15 protein-coding genes and 1 pseudogene are annotated in these 15,434 nt (G+C 45.4%); 4 read left to right on the forward strand and 12 right to left on the reverse strand.

Translation table 11 applies throughout. The features are described from left to right. Nucleotides 1-70 precede the first annotated feature (70 nt). The 10 genes from K1558_RS29485 to K1558_RS29530 form a co-directional block, all read right to left on the reverse strand. A complete protein-coding gene (locus K1558_RS29485) occupies nt 71-337 on the reverse strand; it encodes an AbrB/MazE/SpoVT family DNA-binding domain-containing protein (protein WP_238655553.1) in 267 nt (88 codons plus the stop codon). An 83-nt stretch (nt 338-420) separates the two neighbouring features. Continuing rightward, on the reverse strand, nt 421-2,301 hold the full coding sequence (locus K1558_RS29490) for a beta-glucoside-specific PTS transporter subunit IIABC (RefSeq protein WP_238655554.1): 1,881 nt from the start codon (nt 2,299-2,301) through the stop codon (nt 421-423). Between the two features lie 222 nt (nt 2,302-2,523). After that, nucleotides 2,524-3,354: a BglG family transcription antiterminator LicT gene (gene licT / locus K1558_RS29495; protein ID WP_238655555.1), complete on the reverse strand. Its 831-nt coding sequence runs from the start codon at nt 3,352-3,354 to the stop codon at nt 2,524-2,526. 276 nt (nt 3,355-3,630) lie between these two features. Beyond that, entirely contained in the window at nt 3,631-5,073 is a 1,443-nt protein-coding gene (gene ascB / locus K1558_RS29500; RefSeq protein ID WP_238655556.1) for a 6-phospho-beta-glucosidase, read from the reverse strand. Nucleotides 5,074-5,280: 207 nt separating this feature from the next. After that, nucleotides 5,281-6,996 (reverse strand): ABC1 kinase family protein, encoded by a 1,716-nt coding sequence (locus tag K1558_RS29505; protein ID WP_238655557.1) that lies wholly within the window; start codon nt 6,994-6,996, stop codon nt 5,281-5,283. A 103-nt stretch (nt 6,997-7,099) separates the two neighbouring features. Beyond that, nucleotides 7,100-8,377 carry an MFS transporter gene (locus K1558_RS29510; protein ID WP_238655558.1) on the reverse strand — a complete coding sequence of 426 codons (1,278 nt, stop codon included), beginning with the start codon at nt 8,375-8,377 and terminating at the stop codon, nt 7,100-7,102. A 547-nt stretch (nt 8,378-8,924) separates the two neighbouring features. Continuing rightward, nucleotides 8,925-9,665: a phospholipase A2 family protein gene (locus K1558_RS29515; protein ID WP_238655559.1), complete on the reverse strand. Its 741-nt coding sequence runs from the start codon at nt 9,663-9,665 to the stop codon at nt 8,925-8,927. 31 nt (nt 9,666-9,696) lie between these two features. Then, on the reverse strand, nt 9,697-9,867 hold the full coding sequence (locus K1558_RS29520; protein WP_238655560.1) for a hypothetical protein: 171 nt from the start codon (nt 9,865-9,867) through the stop codon (nt 9,697-9,699). Nucleotides 9,868-9,953: 86 nt separating this feature from the next. Continuing rightward, nucleotides 9,954-10,874, reverse strand: a complete 921-nt coding sequence (locus K1558_RS29525; protein WP_420800482.1) for a S8 family peptidase — start codon at nt 10,872-10,874, stop codon at nt 9,954-9,956. A 410-nt stretch (nt 10,875-11,284) separates the two neighbouring features. Beyond that, the gene (locus K1558_RS29530; RefSeq protein WP_238655562.1) at nt 11,285-11,521 is read right to left on the reverse strand and encodes a glutaredoxin family protein; all 237 of its coding nucleotides are present in this window, start codon (nt 11,519-11,521) and stop codon (nt 11,285-11,287) included. Nucleotides 11,522-11,751: 230 nt separating this feature from the next. On the opposite strand from K1558_RS29530, the gene K1558_RS29535 reads away from it, so the two are divergent. From K1558_RS29535 to K1558_RS29550, 4 genes and pseudogenes are all read left to right on the forward strand, one after another. Then, a complete protein-coding gene (locus tag K1558_RS29535; protein ID WP_238655563.1) occupies nt 11,752-11,985 on the forward strand; it encodes a hypothetical protein in 234 nt (77 codons plus the stop codon). 190 nt (nt 11,986-12,175) lie between these two features. Then, complete coding sequence (locus K1558_RS29540) at nt 12,176-12,706, forward strand: sigma-70 family RNA polymerase sigma factor (protein WP_238655564.1); 531 nt, start codon at nt 12,176-12,178, stop codon at nt 12,704-12,706. Then, nucleotides 12,703-12,960 (forward strand): helix-turn-helix domain-containing protein, encoded by a 258-nt coding sequence (locus K1558_RS29545; RefSeq protein WP_238655565.1) that lies wholly within the window; start codon nt 12,703-12,705, stop codon nt 12,958-12,960. The genes K1558_RS29540 and K1558_RS29545 overlap by 4 nt, the downstream gene beginning before the upstream one ends. A 128-nt stretch (nt 12,961-13,088) precedes the next feature. Next, nucleotides 13,089-13,419, forward strand: a pseudogene (locus K1558_RS29550) (group II intron maturase-specific domain-containing protein); the annotation flags it as partial. 77 nt (nt 13,420-13,496) lie between these two features. Here the strand turns inward: K1558_RS29550 and K1558_RS29555 are convergent. Then, nucleotides 13,497-13,757, reverse strand: a complete 261-nt coding sequence (locus K1558_RS29555; RefSeq protein ID WP_238655623.1) for a hypothetical protein — start codon at nt 13,755-13,757, stop codon at nt 13,497-13,499. Nucleotides 13,758-14,190: 433 nt separating this feature from the next. Continuing rightward, nucleotides 14,191-15,345 carry an MFS transporter gene (locus K1558_RS29560; RefSeq protein ID WP_238655621.1) on the reverse strand — a complete coding sequence of 385 codons (1,155 nt, stop codon included), beginning with the start codon at nt 15,343-15,345 and terminating at the stop codon, nt 14,191-14,193. Between the last annotated feature and the right edge of the window lie 89 nt (nt 15,346-15,434).

Here is a 15,434-nt window from a genome sequence, read left to right on the forward strand (position 1 = left end):
TCCTCCTCCTATATCTAGTCTACATTTTTGTGGGGGAGGACTCCAACTTCTTTAGGGGGCTGTGGAGGCATTACATCTCATTCCCTACAGAACTATCGAGTAGTTCGCCTTGCGACATTTCCGGGCTATTTTTACCGCGCTTTGAAAGATAGAGCATACGTAATTCCCTATTAGACTTGCGAGCACTCTTGATGGCCGGTTTAACCAATATCCCTTGATCGGGGATTAGCTCTAGTTCGACTTTCGCGCCCATAGTTAACTGAAAGTTTTCCAGAAAATCCTGTGGAATACGGATTCCGGCGCTATTTCCCCATTTACCAATAGTAGTTGTCACCATACAAACCAATCCTCTCTGGTGATTTTGAGTTAAGGATATCACATCGATTCCGGTTTGTAATGGCTTTATCTCCGCGACCCAACCTAGGCCTCATCCTGGCTGCCGAACAGGAGAAGCAGGGGGTCCTGAAGCTTGACCTGACCACTAGCCAGCGCCGCAACCTCTTTGAAATCAGCAGAATTCGTTACAATAACAGGCGTTATTGTAGAGAAGCCGGCTGCCTTGATTTGGTCCAGCTCGAATTCCAGCAGCAGATCTCCGGCCTTGACGCGGTCCCCTTCTTGAATATGGGAGGTGAAGTATTCGCCGTTCAGCTTCACCGTATCGACGCCGACATGAATCAGGATTTCCGCTCCTGTATCAGAGACTACGGCTAGTGCGTGCTTCTTCTTGAAGGCTACGGTTACGGTGCCATCGAAGGGGGCAACTACTCTGCCCGATACAGGCTCTACAGCAATTCCCTTGCCCATCGCTTCGGTAGCGAATGCAGGATCTGGCACACTTTCAAGCGGTAGGATGGTCCCTTCCAGCGGACTGCGGACTTCTTGATTGGCAGTAATCGTTGTCTGTCCGGATGGCACGGCCGGTGTGTCTGCAACTGCTTCTTCTTCCTCCACAGGATCTTTGAAGCCAAGTACGTAAGTCAATACAGCCGATAGAATGAAGGAAACTGAAATTCCGAGAATCAGGCCCGGGAAGCCTTGTCCGCCAGGTCCGTAGAAGATCGGCAGGGTCAAGAGCCCCGGTGCGCCAGAAGCGAAGGCTTGGGTTCCGGCTTGGCCGATAATCGCTCCGCCGACGGCCCCGCTGATCACTCCGGCGATGAACGGCCGCTTAAGCGGAAGGGTAATTCCGTATACCGCCGGTTCGGTAATCCCGAACAGGGCGGATAATGTTGCTGAACCGGCCAAGGCCCGCAGCTTCTTATTCTTGGTCTTCAGCATCACTCCGAAGGCTGCGCCCGTCTGCGCGAAGACGGATGCTGCGGCTGCTGGCTTAATGCCGTCCTTGCCATGAACCGCAATATTGTTGATGAAGATGGGAACCAGACCCCAGTGCACACCGAAGATCACAAGGACCTGCCAGCTGGCTCCGATAATAGCACCGGCCAGTAACGGGCTGAAGCCGAACACCGCTACGATTCCAGAAGCGATGGCATTGCCGACATAGACTCCGAACGGGCCAAAGGCGATCAGGGTCAGCGGAACCATAATGACCAGCAGCAGAAGCGGCGTGATGAAATTCTTGATACTCTCATGGAGAATCCGGTTGAAGAACTTGCCTAGCTTGCTCATTACAATGACTGACAGGATAATTGGAATCACCGTAGACGAATAGCTCATCATGATAACAGGAATGCCGAAGAAATCGACAGATGCTCCTGTTGTTTTTAGCTCAATAATAGAAGGGTACAGCATGGCGCCGGCAATGGTAACAGCAACGTAGATGCTTCCATCGAATTTACGGGCAGTTGTAACCGCTAACAGAACAGGCAGGAAATAGAACAGGCTGTCGGCGGCCGCCATCAGAATGATATAGGTTGTCTCCTTCGGCTCAAGCCAGCCGAAATTGGAGGCGAGCAGCAGCAGACCCTTCAGAATACCGGCCCCGGCCATGACACCAAGCAGCGGAGCGAAAATGCTGGAGATAATGTCAACAAGTCCGCTAAGGCCTTTGACAGACTTGCCAGGCTTCTCCTTGGGAGAGGAGGAATTCAGAATATTGGATACTTGCCCGATGGCACTGTAGACTTCAGGCACCTTGTTTCCGATTACGACCTGGAACTGGCCGCCATTCCGCTTAACGGTAATGACACCTTCCGTCTTCTCCAGCTTAGCCTGATCTGCCTTGCCCTCATCCTTCAGAACAAAACGCAGCCGTGTGGCGCAGTGGACCAGCGAGACCACATTCTTCTCACCGCCAACAAGCTGAATAATTTCCTTGGCCAATTTTTCTTGACTCATGCTCTAGCCTCCCCATTTACTCTAAGATGGCATTGCTTAGATTCTTTGCACAGATTCTTTGCACACAAAAAACCTAAGCCACAAGAGATAGACCACTTCGGTCCTCGTCCTTCCCGTGACTTAGGTTTTGCCTGCATAACCAGTAACAATCCCAGTTAAATCGATATTAAGTTTGTTTATAATTCCATAATAACATTAATTATACATATTTGTCAATATAAATCATCTGTTAACGACTCTTTGAATATGAACCGTCAAGTACAGCTTTTCTTCGTTGGTAAGCTCATGGTTGTATTCTTTTTTGACAAAAACCTCGATTTTGTCTATACAGGCCGCAGACTCGGGGTGCTTCTCCCGCATCATTTCATAGAAATGATCGTAATTATTCTCATAATGCGTTCCGTTAAATACACGCTGGGAGAAGAACTTCAGATGCGTAATAAAGCGGAAATAGCTTAGCGACTCCTCGTCGAACTCCATTCTGAAATGATACTTGGCAATATTCACGATTTGCTGGATGAACTTGGTAATATTCATGGTAGTGACTACTTCTTCATTCATCTCGGCATTCACGATATGCAGCGCGATAAATGCCGCTTCATCCTGGGGCAGCTCATAGCCCAGCTTCTCTTTGAGCTGCTCCAGCGTCCTCAGCCCCAAGGAGAATTCATCCTTGTACAGATGCTTAATCTCCCACATTAATGCATTCTTGATCTCGATCCCCTTCTCATAACGCTCAATGGCGAAGTGGATGTGGTCGGTCAAGGACACGTATATATTCTCGTTCAGCTTTTTGTGAAGGCTGTGTTTGGCATAATTAATGACTTCCTCCACAATGACAATGAGCTCAAGCGGCACCTCGCGCAGCAGCATTTTGAAATTATCGGAGGTCTGCTTATTCTTCAGCGCAAATACCTTCTGAATGCGGGTCTCGTCGACTTCTTCTCCGGGCTTTTTCTTAAAGGCGATACCACGGCCCATAACTACAAGCTCTTGACCATCTGCCTGATACACACTGATGACGTTGTTATTAATGACTTTAGCTATTTTCATCTCGTCCCCCATTCTCCCCGCGAAGAGCTATTCCCCCATCACCTAGTACAGCAAAAAAACCTAAAGCATAGCCAAATAAAAGGCAACATTGTCCTTGTTTGTTGGCGGCTTAGGTTTTGCCTACACAGATCTGCACGTTGCATGGAAGCATGCACAGTGCTCAGGTAGTAACAATCCTAAAGTATGGTGGATTCGCGTCAAGTATAACTTGAAGAGAGCAGAAATGTCAACGCTTTCAGGGAGAACATGTGGCTTCCGGGAGACCCGGGCCGGGTTCTACTCCCCGCCCAGGTTTGCACCGTCCGAAGCGATCACCTTCCGGTACCAGTCAAAGCTCTTTTTCTTCATCCGCTTCATGCTGCCGTTGCCTTCATTATCCCTGTCCACGTACACATACCCGTAGCGCTTCTTCATCTCTCCGGATGAGGCGCTGACAATATCGATACAGCCCCAGCTGGTATAGCCGATAATGTCTACACCGTCCTGAATGGCCTCTGCCATCTCAGCAATATGCCGCTTCAGATAATCGATCCGGTACGTATCGTCGATGCTGCCATCCGGCAAAATACTGTCGGTGGCTCCGAACCCGTTCTCTACTACAAATAACGGCTTCTGATAACGGTCATGGAGCTGATTGGCTGTAATCCGGAACCCCTTCGGGTCAATGGTCCAGCCCCATTCTGATTTCTGGAGATATGGATTGGCGACAGAGCCAAACACATTGCCGCTGGTCATATTCTTGATGATCTCCGGGTCTGTGCTCGTTGTACGGCTTGAATAATAGCTGAAGCCGATGTAATCAACGGTATGCTGCTTCAGAATCGCTGCATCCTCCGGCTGCATCTCAATACTCAGCCCATGATCCTTGAAGAACCTCTTGGCGTAGCCGGGATACTCTCCGCGGGATTGCACATCAATGAAGAAATAAGACTCGCGGTCCTTCTCCATGCCGAGGAATACATCCTCAGGGTTGCAGGTATACGGGTAGAAATTGCCAGCTGCGAGCATACATCCGATTTTGGCATCGGGGATGATTTCGTGACAGGCTCTGACAGCAAGCGCACTTGCGACCAGCTGGTGATGCGCGGCCTGGTACTGAATCTGTTTGATAGGATCTCCTTCTTTGAAAACAAGTCCGGCCCCTAAAAACGGCAGATGCAGCAGCATGTTGATCTCATTGAAGGTCAACCAGTATTTTACCTTATCCATGTACCGTTTAAATACGGTTATGGCATAGGTCTCAAACAGAGCAACCAGCTCGCGGCTTCTCCAGCTGCCATATTTCCCGACCAGGTTCACCGGTACATCGAAGTGCGCCAGCGTCACTACAGGCTGGATACCGTGTGCCAATAGCTCGTCAAACAGATTATCATAGAAAAGCAGTCCGGCTTCATTCGGTGCTGCGTCTTCGCCTGTAGGATAGATCCGGGCCCACGCGATGGATACACGCAGCGCCTTGAAGCCCATCTCAGCGAATAGCGCGATGTCCTCCGGGTAGCGGTGATAGAAGTCTATCGCTTCATGCGACGGATAGAATTGGCCGTCAAGCGGGGTGAGAGAGGGGACCTCCCCTTTCATCATCGCTCTTCTGGCTTCACCGGCAGGCAGCAGGTCAACAGTGCTCAAGCCTTTGCCGTCCTCCAGGTAAGCGCCCTCCGCCTGGTTGGCGGCCAAGGCACCTCCCCATAGGAAGTGCTTGGGAAATCTGAATGCGGACATTATAAATCTCCTTCCGTTGGATAGATTGGTTGCCGGTCAGAATGCAGCACAACAGAAAAAACCCAAACCAGCCTAGCTGCACGCAAGTGCAATTAAGCCGGATCAGGTTATGCCCATAAGGATCGGTAACATTCCTATGTAAAGTTATGCGGATGTGATGTGACTAAACCTTAGCAAGAAATAAAGGAGCTGTCAATATGGTTCCTCTTATCTGCGCGGTCCAGGCTCCCGCTGCTCCAGCCGGCTAAGCTCTCGCATAGCGTTGATCTGCCTGGTATGTCTTTCAGCCCGGCGGCTTTGTCTCGTCCGGAGCTGGCTCAGCATCACGAGCAGGCCAAGGCTGCCGAGCACATAAGAGGCGGCCGGCGGGATTTCATTCCACAGGATGGCCGCAATCAGCAGGAAAACCGCGCCCATAATGGCCGCTACAATCCGCTGCGTATTTTTGTTCTGCGTCTCGATTAACTTTTGCTCTAAGGAGCTCGACAGCTTGACCCTTAAGCCTCCGCTGTCCATTTTGTCGATTGCGGACATGAACTTCTTGGTTGTCGGCAGGATGTCTTTGAGCATATGCTTGCCATCTTCTACAATCTGGGAGATCACACTTCCCCGCAGATCCCTCCGCACCACCTTGTCCACATAAGGCCTGACGGTTCCCACCAGATCAAGCTCAGGGTCGAGTCCGGTACAGAGTCCGTACACAGTGACTATGGCTTTGCCCAGGAATGTGGTGTTGGCAGGTAATTGAAAAGGCTGGGAGTAGAGGAAATTACGCAATTCTTCCACATTATCGCCTGAGGTGACAAAGCTCAGGTCGAACGTATCCCCGTAGATCTGTTCGAATAATAACGTAAGATTCCGTGAGAAGACCTCCAGATCTACATTGCGTCTTAAGAATCTCAACCGTAGAAGGGCATCAATGGCGCCGTGGGCGTCCTTCAGATATACGGCCAGCAGAAGGGCGACCATCTGGGTCTTCATCTCACCGGGAATCCGCCCGACCATTCCGAAATCGATTAAGGCGATGGTGCCGTCCTGCTGTACAAGCACATTGCCCGGGTGCGGGTCAGCGTGGAAGAGCCCGTTCAACAGAATCTGTTCTACGAACATTTCGATCAGCGACGTCGCCAGCCGGGTCCGGTCCACGCCCCAAGCCTCCAGCTTGGCCCAATCATTGATTTTGACACCCTCCATGAACTCCATGGTCAGCACCTGTGAAGTCGTATATGCCCAATGAATGTCTGGAATCACGACATCCTTGCGGTGGGCTAACTGCTGCTGGAATTCTTCAGCATTGCGCCCTTCCTGCTGATAGTCGAGCTCTTCCATAATGGTGTCATGGAACTCCTCATACACCGCGTCCAGGTCCATGAAGTCTGTAATGATCTTCTGGCGCTTCAATAACAACATTGCGACTTGGATAGACTTCCAATCAATGGCGATAATGTCCTCGACTCCGGGACGCATTACCTTCACGGCGACTCGTTCGCCTGTCCGTAAGGTTGCCCGGTGAACCTGTCCGAAGGAAGCTGCGGCAATAGGAGCCGGATCGAACTCAGCATACATCCCGCTGATTGGTCCGCCCAGTTCACGCTCTACCTTCTGCCGGATCTCAGAGAAATCTACAAATTCTATGGAATCCTGCAGCTTGGTTAATTCCTCGATAACTTCCTTCGGCAGCATATCCACCTGTGCACTCACATGCTGCCCAAGCTTGATAATTAATCCGCCCATATCCATGGCGGTGGTTGTGAAATAGGCTGCCTGTCTGCGGTATAAAGCCCGCTGCTTCGCTGCAAAGCGCCGTCCTGACATCACATATTTCCGCCTGCTAAGCCACCAGTACTCCCAGGCGAATTTGAAAATCATCCGCATGGTTCGTCTGAACCGCGGGTCTTTCATCAATTTCAGGAATTCGCTCATACTTGTTCATCTGCCACAGAGTCATTATGCTGCATCCCAGATCTCTCCTTCTAATCATCCATCTGCTTAATTGTATGATATTTCATGACAGACAACTACACAATTACAGGCTTGGAAGACTGGCATCTGATGACTCCGGTTCATCCCGGAATGCCCGGCGGCCAAGTAAGCCGACTACCAGAGCCAGCGAGGTCAAAACTCCGGCCAGCAGATACAGGTTGACGATCCCGAACTGTTCGGCCAGCCCGGCCATGACCAGCAGCGAGATGCAGAAGACCAGATGCAGCAGCGAGGCTTGCGCGGACAGCACCTTGGGCAGCATCTGCTTGCTGGTGCTGCGCTGGATGAGGGTACGCCGGTTAATCACCGACAACTCCGTAAACGGTCCTGTCAGCAGAACAAGGATCAGTGCTACATAAGGCCGGGTATTCAGAGCATACATCAGGGTGAGCAGGCTGTAGCCTGCCATACCGATGAGCATCGCTCCCAGGTAGCGGTTGCCGATGAGCCGCACTGCCGACAGGACAAGCAGCCCGCCGCCGACCGTTCCGGCAAAATAGGCTGCGTTAATGAAGCCCCACCATTCTTCGCCTTGCTTCAGCGCCACCTGGACGAAGGCCAGCGTGAACGCGCCGACCCAGACCGAGCCGCCCAGCATGTCGATGATGTCCATGAAGGTCAGCATCCGCAGGCGGGGCATACGCCAGATGAGGCTCCAGCCTTCGGTGAGGGTCTTCCACTTCGAAGCCGCTGGCGGTTGCGGTTCGGCCGGCTGCCCCTGTATGTGGACACTTGTCTCTGCCGGCTCTCTTACGCCAAGCGTAAAAGCAGCTGCCAGCCCATAGATGGCCGCTGTCAGCAGCAGCGCCGGGCTGGGCCCCAGGAAGGCGACCAGCAGGCCGCTCAGTCCCCAGCCGGCAAACTGCACAACCTGATCGCTGACGCTGATCAGACCGTTGGCCTTAAGCAGCCCTTCCTCCTGTGTGATGAGGCGCGGCACCAGCGCATTACGGGCCGGAACGGTCCAGCCGTCGAGGAAGGACATGACGAAGACCAGAGCAAAGACAAGTAGGAGTGAAGCAGCCGCACCGTTAAGCTGCAGATACAGAGCAAGCAGCACAAACAGCAGGAACTGGCCGGTCTGTGAGATCAGCAGCAGCGAGGGCAGCTTGATCCGGTTAATAAGCAGCGGGGCGATGAAGCCGCTCACGATCTGCGCCGAGCTGCGCATCAGCGGCATCAGCGCCGCTGAGACAAGGGAATCGGTCCGGTCCAGCACCAGCACCGTCAGCGCCATAATATACAGGACATCAGCGGCATTCGCTGCCGTCTGGGTCGTCCAGAGATAATAGAAGGAACGTGTTAACAAGCGTGGCTTCAAGGAAATCGAGTCCTCCATTTCTGCATCCTTAACCTCAAATGTAAGTTAAGGATAACAATAATGGATATTTAAGCTTTTGACAAACCAAACAACCCATTCTACCTAGGGGGCCTTATCGTCACACACAACTATGCGAGTTGGCCGACTACTCTCCATGCTGCTTATCATCTCCGGTAAAGGGCAAGGATTTGCCGGGCAGTGAGGAAGAATTTGCGCGGCTGGTTTGGCAAGAATGAAGCTATTAATGACATCCTGCTAAAAATCGAGCATACCTATAAGTGGGAGCTTGATTCACAGTAAGCTTTTATGTTGAATGATATTATGTTGAATGACAATGTCCTCAGCATTAAATAAAACTAAAAGATTGCTTACAAAGATACACGGCAGCATTTTCCCATCATAATAGGAAAAATGCTGCCGTGTTAAGTTTTTTAAATATTGAAAATAAGTAATGTTTGTCCCTTCGGAAAAAACTACTTTTCGGAAAGTCCCATCTACTGATAAATCGTACCGGATCACACTTTCCCTTCTAATTTATAGATGTTTTTTAACAATAGTTAAAAGCAAGATTAATAATCGCTACTGATGCAGGATATAAATTTTCATAAAGGGAAGCACAATTTAGCAGAGCATTATCGCAGTTACATGCACCATAACCAAAAGCCGTATAACAACGATCATGTGCTCTACAGCAATAATCAAGAGAATTAATTGGTTCCCCCCCTCCAAATGTTAGTCCATCTCCACATCCGGGTCCGCAGTGTCTATAAAAACGCAATCCATCAATCATACAAACTGAAAACGGGAAATCCTCAGCAAAAACATGATTAATTAATTCGCCTGGAATGTAATCAGGGTCATCAACTAAGCTAGAAATATCGTGATCACTTAGTTCACCTTCATTAAGCTTATCGTGAATCTGTTCGACTTTCCCATTTTTGATTGTAAAAATCTTAATCATATTACTACTATCGTCTCCAACATAGGAGACTTTTCCAAGAAAAGAAAAACTGTGATCAGCTTTATTGGAGGTAGCAGCATCATATCGAATTGTTGCTTTTCCGTTGTTATACGAAAAGATAATGAACTCTGCTGTTACAACTTTGTCTTCTTCTACAAATTGATCGAATTGATAGGCCAGTTTAATTTCTACATTGTTGCTGTCAAAAGGTGATACTTCTTGTAATGTTGTAACCAAAAGCTGATACTCAGGATGTTTTTTTACATATTCGGTTAATTCGAGTTTTTTCTCTCCTTTAATAAAAGCACCATTCATTCTGCTTTCCATTTTCATCATCCTTTACATAATTTATGATAATTTAACAAGGGGCGCATTTGTTATAAACAATTTCTCCATCAAACCAAACTACTTTTCTTTTGCACGATGGTTCTGAATAGCAACAAAGTGTATCTAACTCACAAATATACTGGCCTTCAATCGTATCTTCTTCCAAAATCTTTTTATTCTCTTTCGCTTCATTGTTTTCCAACTATATCACCTCCTTCTCTATATCCAGTAAAGAGAAAAAACATCTCTAAAATACAACCCGAAATTTAATATTCTATTAGTTTAAGTTTAAGTAAAGCTTTTTGATAAATTTAGTAAACCGTTACCTTCTATCGTCGGGTTACCAAAAAGAAGTGAAGTGCTTTTTATTAACTGAGCATACAACTCTGCTTCAGTGAGTTCCCTTTTGAAGAGAATTCTTGCTTCTTCAATTAAGAGTGCCAATGCACCTGCAACAAAGGGTGCCGCCATAGAAGTTCCACTTAGTGACTTGTAGCCATTCTGTATAAAAGTAGAGTAAATACTCTCACCAGGGGAAATAATATCCAGTTGTTCATTTGAATTAGAAAAGGACGACAGCTTTTTTGTTAAGTTTACAGAACCCACTTGGATCACTTCATTGTAAGCACCTGGATACCTGTAATTGAGGACCTCTTTTCCATTTCTGTCATTCCCTGAGGCTACTACAATAGAAATATCATTCTTTACGGCATACTTTATAGCGTCATGTAGTAGTTTGATATTATTTTTTGTACCTAAAGACATTGATATTATATTTACCTTTTCTCCATTCTCACCTCTCCAATTAATAGCATAATAAATGGCTTGAATTAAATTCGTTACACTTCCTGAACCATTATTGTTAAGAGTTTTTAAAATTAGTAGACTAGATTTTGGAGCAACTCCTATATATTTTTTTTTATTTTGGGCAGCAATTATTCCCGCTACGTGAGTTCCATGTCCATTCCCATCCAGATAATTGTTAGGATTGTACTGATAGTCACTAGTAAAATTTCGTCCGCCAATTATATTATCTTTCAGCTCTTCGTGATTTATATCAATTCCTGTATCCATAACTGCAATGACAACCTTTGAACCCTCAATATTACGATTCCAAAATTGACTCGCAAAAATCATGTCTAAACCACTATTCTTTTGTTTGTCATCTGGCATAACATCAAATTCCAATAATGAGATCGAATCTTTCATTATATTTTCACTACCTTTCTTTTTTATTAAAAGTGCATTTACCAATCAGTTCTACAACCTTACATATACAAAAAAATACGAGTGTTTATTTAATTTATATAGCACCTAAAAAGCCCAGACCTTGGTGTCTATTTCACCGATCATCTGGGCTAAACTTTTACTTATTCAGGTGTAATGTTTTATATTTCTCAGAGCATCACTATATTAATCAACATTGTTATTCATATTCTTAATTGCTGAAATAAGTTGATTAACGGAGTCATTTAATTTATCGAATTTTTCTCCTAGAGTTTGTAAAATGTACCGGAGAAGAATAATACATAGCGCAACAGGAAATCCAACATTCGTTATTATTGAAACTATGTCTTCTTGATTCATGACCCTCATCCTATCTAAGAAAACTATTTCTTTTATAAGAGCACTCTCTTTAAAGCCACAGAATTGAAACCTTTCACAATTTCCTCTTCTCCTCGGCTATTCGTAATAATTGTATGGGGAACACCAATAATCTCTTTCTTTATTTTTGAGTCGGTAATTTCAGTAACATCTAATTCACTATAAATCATGTTGTTGTCATTCATCCAATCCTTTATTCTTGTGCAAAAAATGCAATCTGGTCGAGTATAAATCACAATTTTCTTATCCATTAAAATCTCTCCTTTTTAATGTTTTTGTAAGGGGGTGCTCAGATTTGAACCAGGTAAAAGTGTTACGGATTTTTTCCTCATCCACTTAGCGATACCCCCAAACTTGTTTTGAAATCATTAAATATAGTGTTGTTTGTTTTGAAAATAACAACCCCTTTATTTTTTTGTTTGGTTGTGTAGGATGCAATTTACTTCACTTTATCCAATAGAAATTTAAAGGAGTGATGAATATGACAGAATTAGATAATTGGAGAGTTAGACACAAAGCAATAAAGAATGAACTTTTAAAATTAAGTAACAAAATCGCTGAAGCTAAATATCCAGAAGATGTAACTTTCTATCAAGAAATCTGTGAAAGATATGCTTATCATTTAAAGAAAATAGAAAATTCCTGTCATGAAGAAATAGGAGTATATCTCTGTAATTGTAGTTTTAATGATAAACAGTGTGATTATACGATATAAAAACTTAAAAAGCCTCAATTACTACTTTTGTAGATAATTGAGGCTTTTTACATATGCATTTAATTGTATTTAGAGAATTTCCACAAAAAAAGAATAAAATTTATTAATTTAGTTTCATTGTGGTTGTTATTCCAGAAAGACACAACACTTTAAATGGTAATTATAAATAATGAAGGGAGAAAATATAAATATGTCCCAAGATACTGAAAGTATTTTAGCATATTTGAATAGGAATCCTATTATTAAAAACTTTCTTAATGATAAAAGTAACTATGAATTGTTATTAATGAATATTAAAAACCCTACTTTAAGTAATAAAAATCAATTAGACGAAGCATTTAAAACATATTTTTTTGAAATAAGATTTATTTCATATATATCATCTTTAATCCGTTATTCCTCTATTGATTTCGACAAAAAGGAAAGAATAATTCAAAAAAGGATGGTTTTTACTTTAGATGATTTTAATTCTATTAGTACTCAAGATTATTTTTTAGAAGATGCACAAATTGAGAGTATTGCTTCTACTTCTCTTTTATATAATGGAATCAAGTTATTAACAAAAAAGGAAAAAGAGGTACTTGAGGAATTTTATATTAATGGTCTTTCCGATACAGAGATTTCAAAAAAAAACAATGTTTCACAACAAGCCACTTTTAAAATAAGAACTAAGGCATTAAAAAAGTTAAGGGAGTTTCTTACAAGAGGAGAATGCGAATGATGGAAAACTTAATGAATTTAATAAAAAAAGCGAAGCAAAAAGACAGAGCAGCTATTGCAACGATCATTGATAAGTTCACTCCTAAAATTCAAAAATCACTCTATCAAACTAACGCACAGAATCGTAATGATTTAAGGCAAGAGGTAAATCTAAAAATGATTGAGGCTATAAATAAGTATGATTTAGAGTCAGTCCCAGGGTTTTGGGAGTTTGTTAACCAAAATATGTATGGAAGTTACAAAGAAACCAATTAGATAAAATTCCAGAAATGGGGTGGTCAAGGGCTGGGTACAAAGCGGAGGAGCGGCCGGTGTGGAAAATGGAACGGTAGAGAATCTACAGGCTCACTTGAAAACACATTGGGAAACAGTGAAAGCCGAACATGGAGGAAAGAATTAGCCGATTAAACCGCTCCCGGATTGGGTGGCTTGGCTACTTCCATCTAGCTTCGGCCAAGACGCACCTCCAAACATTGAACCAGTGGATTCGAAGAAGACTGCGAATGTGCCTATGGAAGCAATGGAAACTAGCGCAAACACGAATTCGGAAACTCCGAGCACTAGGAGTCCCTGAGTGGGCTTGTTTTACAATGGCCAACTCGAGGCGAGGCGCATGGGAAATGTCCCCGGAAAACGAACAATGCCCTTCCGACTTCCTATTGGGAAGCAAAAGGGCTGAAAAGTTTGCTTTCACGTTATCTGGAACTTTGTTAACCTTTTGGAACCGCCGTATGCGGATCCGCATGTACGGTGGTAAGAGGACGGGGACTTGCCGCCCCCTCCTACTCGATTTATGGTCTTTTTGTATTAGACCAAAAGAATCCGAAAATTAAAAAATAAGCAAAAATAATTATTACAATTGCAGCAGATATCCATCTGATAGCTTTGTTAATTTTATCGTTTTTCACAAAAAATGTTGAAACAAATGTGATTACAAAACCGATGATAAAAACAAATAAAAATGCGCGATTATAATTCACAACAAGGTCAAATGAATAAATACCTAAAGTGATGAGGGAGATTAAAAATAAAACTCTGGATAATAGTTTCATAAATCCTCCTTTTATTAGATCTTCCTCAGTAAGTATAACATAATTGGGATTAAAGTAAAGTTTTGTATAATACGCGGAAGGTTTAGAAACTCCATTGCTAAAACTATAAAGGATTTATTTGAGACATTTCTTTATCTTATAATATGTATCAGAATTTTGAATAATTCATCTTTCACTAATAAGATAATTCATTTCTTCGTTTGGAAAGTTAAATTTTTTTACTCGACCTGGTTCCAGCCTGCGTGAACTTTTATTTTTTGAATTAATCTTTACTGATCTATTTGAAATGCTGTGGGCTAAAATCCATACCTCATTCACCTCCCTAGTTTACTTTTTATTTAACATGGGAGCGTAGCCTCCTTTTACAAAGAGTCGAGTGATATTTTTTAGGGGCTTTTCCTTGCGTGAATATAAAATTGTAAAGCTCTATTAATTAGCTAACGCGGCGGGTCAACGCCCAGAATATCAGAGCCAGCGCACTGACCGCTGCACCGAGCAGGCATACCCCGTTCCAGCCCCAATATGCATACATACTGGTAGAGGCAATCGATCCGGTGGCGCTGCCGATCGAATAGAAGACCATGTAACCGGCAGTAATTCTGCTGCGGACTTCCGGGCGCAGATTAAGGATCATGCTCTGATTGGTGACATGTACGGCCTGTACGGCCAGGTCAAGCAGGATAATCCCAATGATTAACGCGAGCAGCGAATGTGTAGTATAACTGATTGGGAGCCATGAAAGCAGCAGCAGAGTCAGCGCCACGCCGGTGGTCTTTTGCCCCAAACCCCGGTCGGCCAGACGGCCAGCCCGAGCAGCTCCTAACGCTCCGGTAACTCCGGCGAGACCAAACGCTCCAATCGCAGTATGGGACAGAGACAACGGCGGAGCGCTGAGCGGCAGCACCAGGGAAGTCCACAATATACTGAATGCAGTAAAAATCAGCAGGCATAGTGCAGCGCGGATCCGCAGCAGCCGTTCTTGTGCGAACAGGGTAAACAGCGAACGGAGCAGCTGCGGGTAGGATAGGGATTCTCTCTGGGGTTCCGATTGCGGCAACACCTTAAACAATACACCAGCCATGATTAGCGTAAATCCCGCGGAGACAAGATAGACAGCCCGCCATCCGGCCAGATCCGTTAATACGCCGGCAAATGTACGGGCCAGCAGAATACCAATGACAATTCCGCTGGTCACCACACCCACTGTACGCCCGCGTTCAGCCGGGGCAGCCAGGGTGGCGGCGAAGGCCACGAGTGTCTGGGTCACTACCGCCAGTAATCCAACCGTAGCGATGCCTATAAATAACACCATGCTGGTGGGGGCAGTGCCCACCACAAGCAGAGCCAGCACGGACACCAGCATCTGTCCGGCAATCAACCGGCGCCGGTTCAGCAGATCCCCGAGCGGCACCAGCAATAGCAGTCCAAGGGCGTAACAAATCTGAGTAATGGTGATCACAATGCCTACAGATGAATGCGTAATCCCGAATTGGCTGGAGATTGCGTCCAGCAGGGGCTGCGCGTAATAGATATTGGCGACTGCCAGTCCGCAGGTGACGGCAAACAGGAGTGCAACCTTGCGGGACATTAAGGATACAGGTACTGATTCTGCTTTTACATCATTTAATTCCGGTTCTTTCACAACGCTCGCCAAACCTGACGCCCCCTTCGATCTCT

Source organism: Paenibacillus piscarius (assembly GCF_022234545.1).
GTDB classification, from domain to species: domain Bacteria; phylum Bacillota; class Bacilli; order Paenibacillales; family Paenibacillaceae; genus Paenibacillus_AQ; species Paenibacillus_AQ piscarius.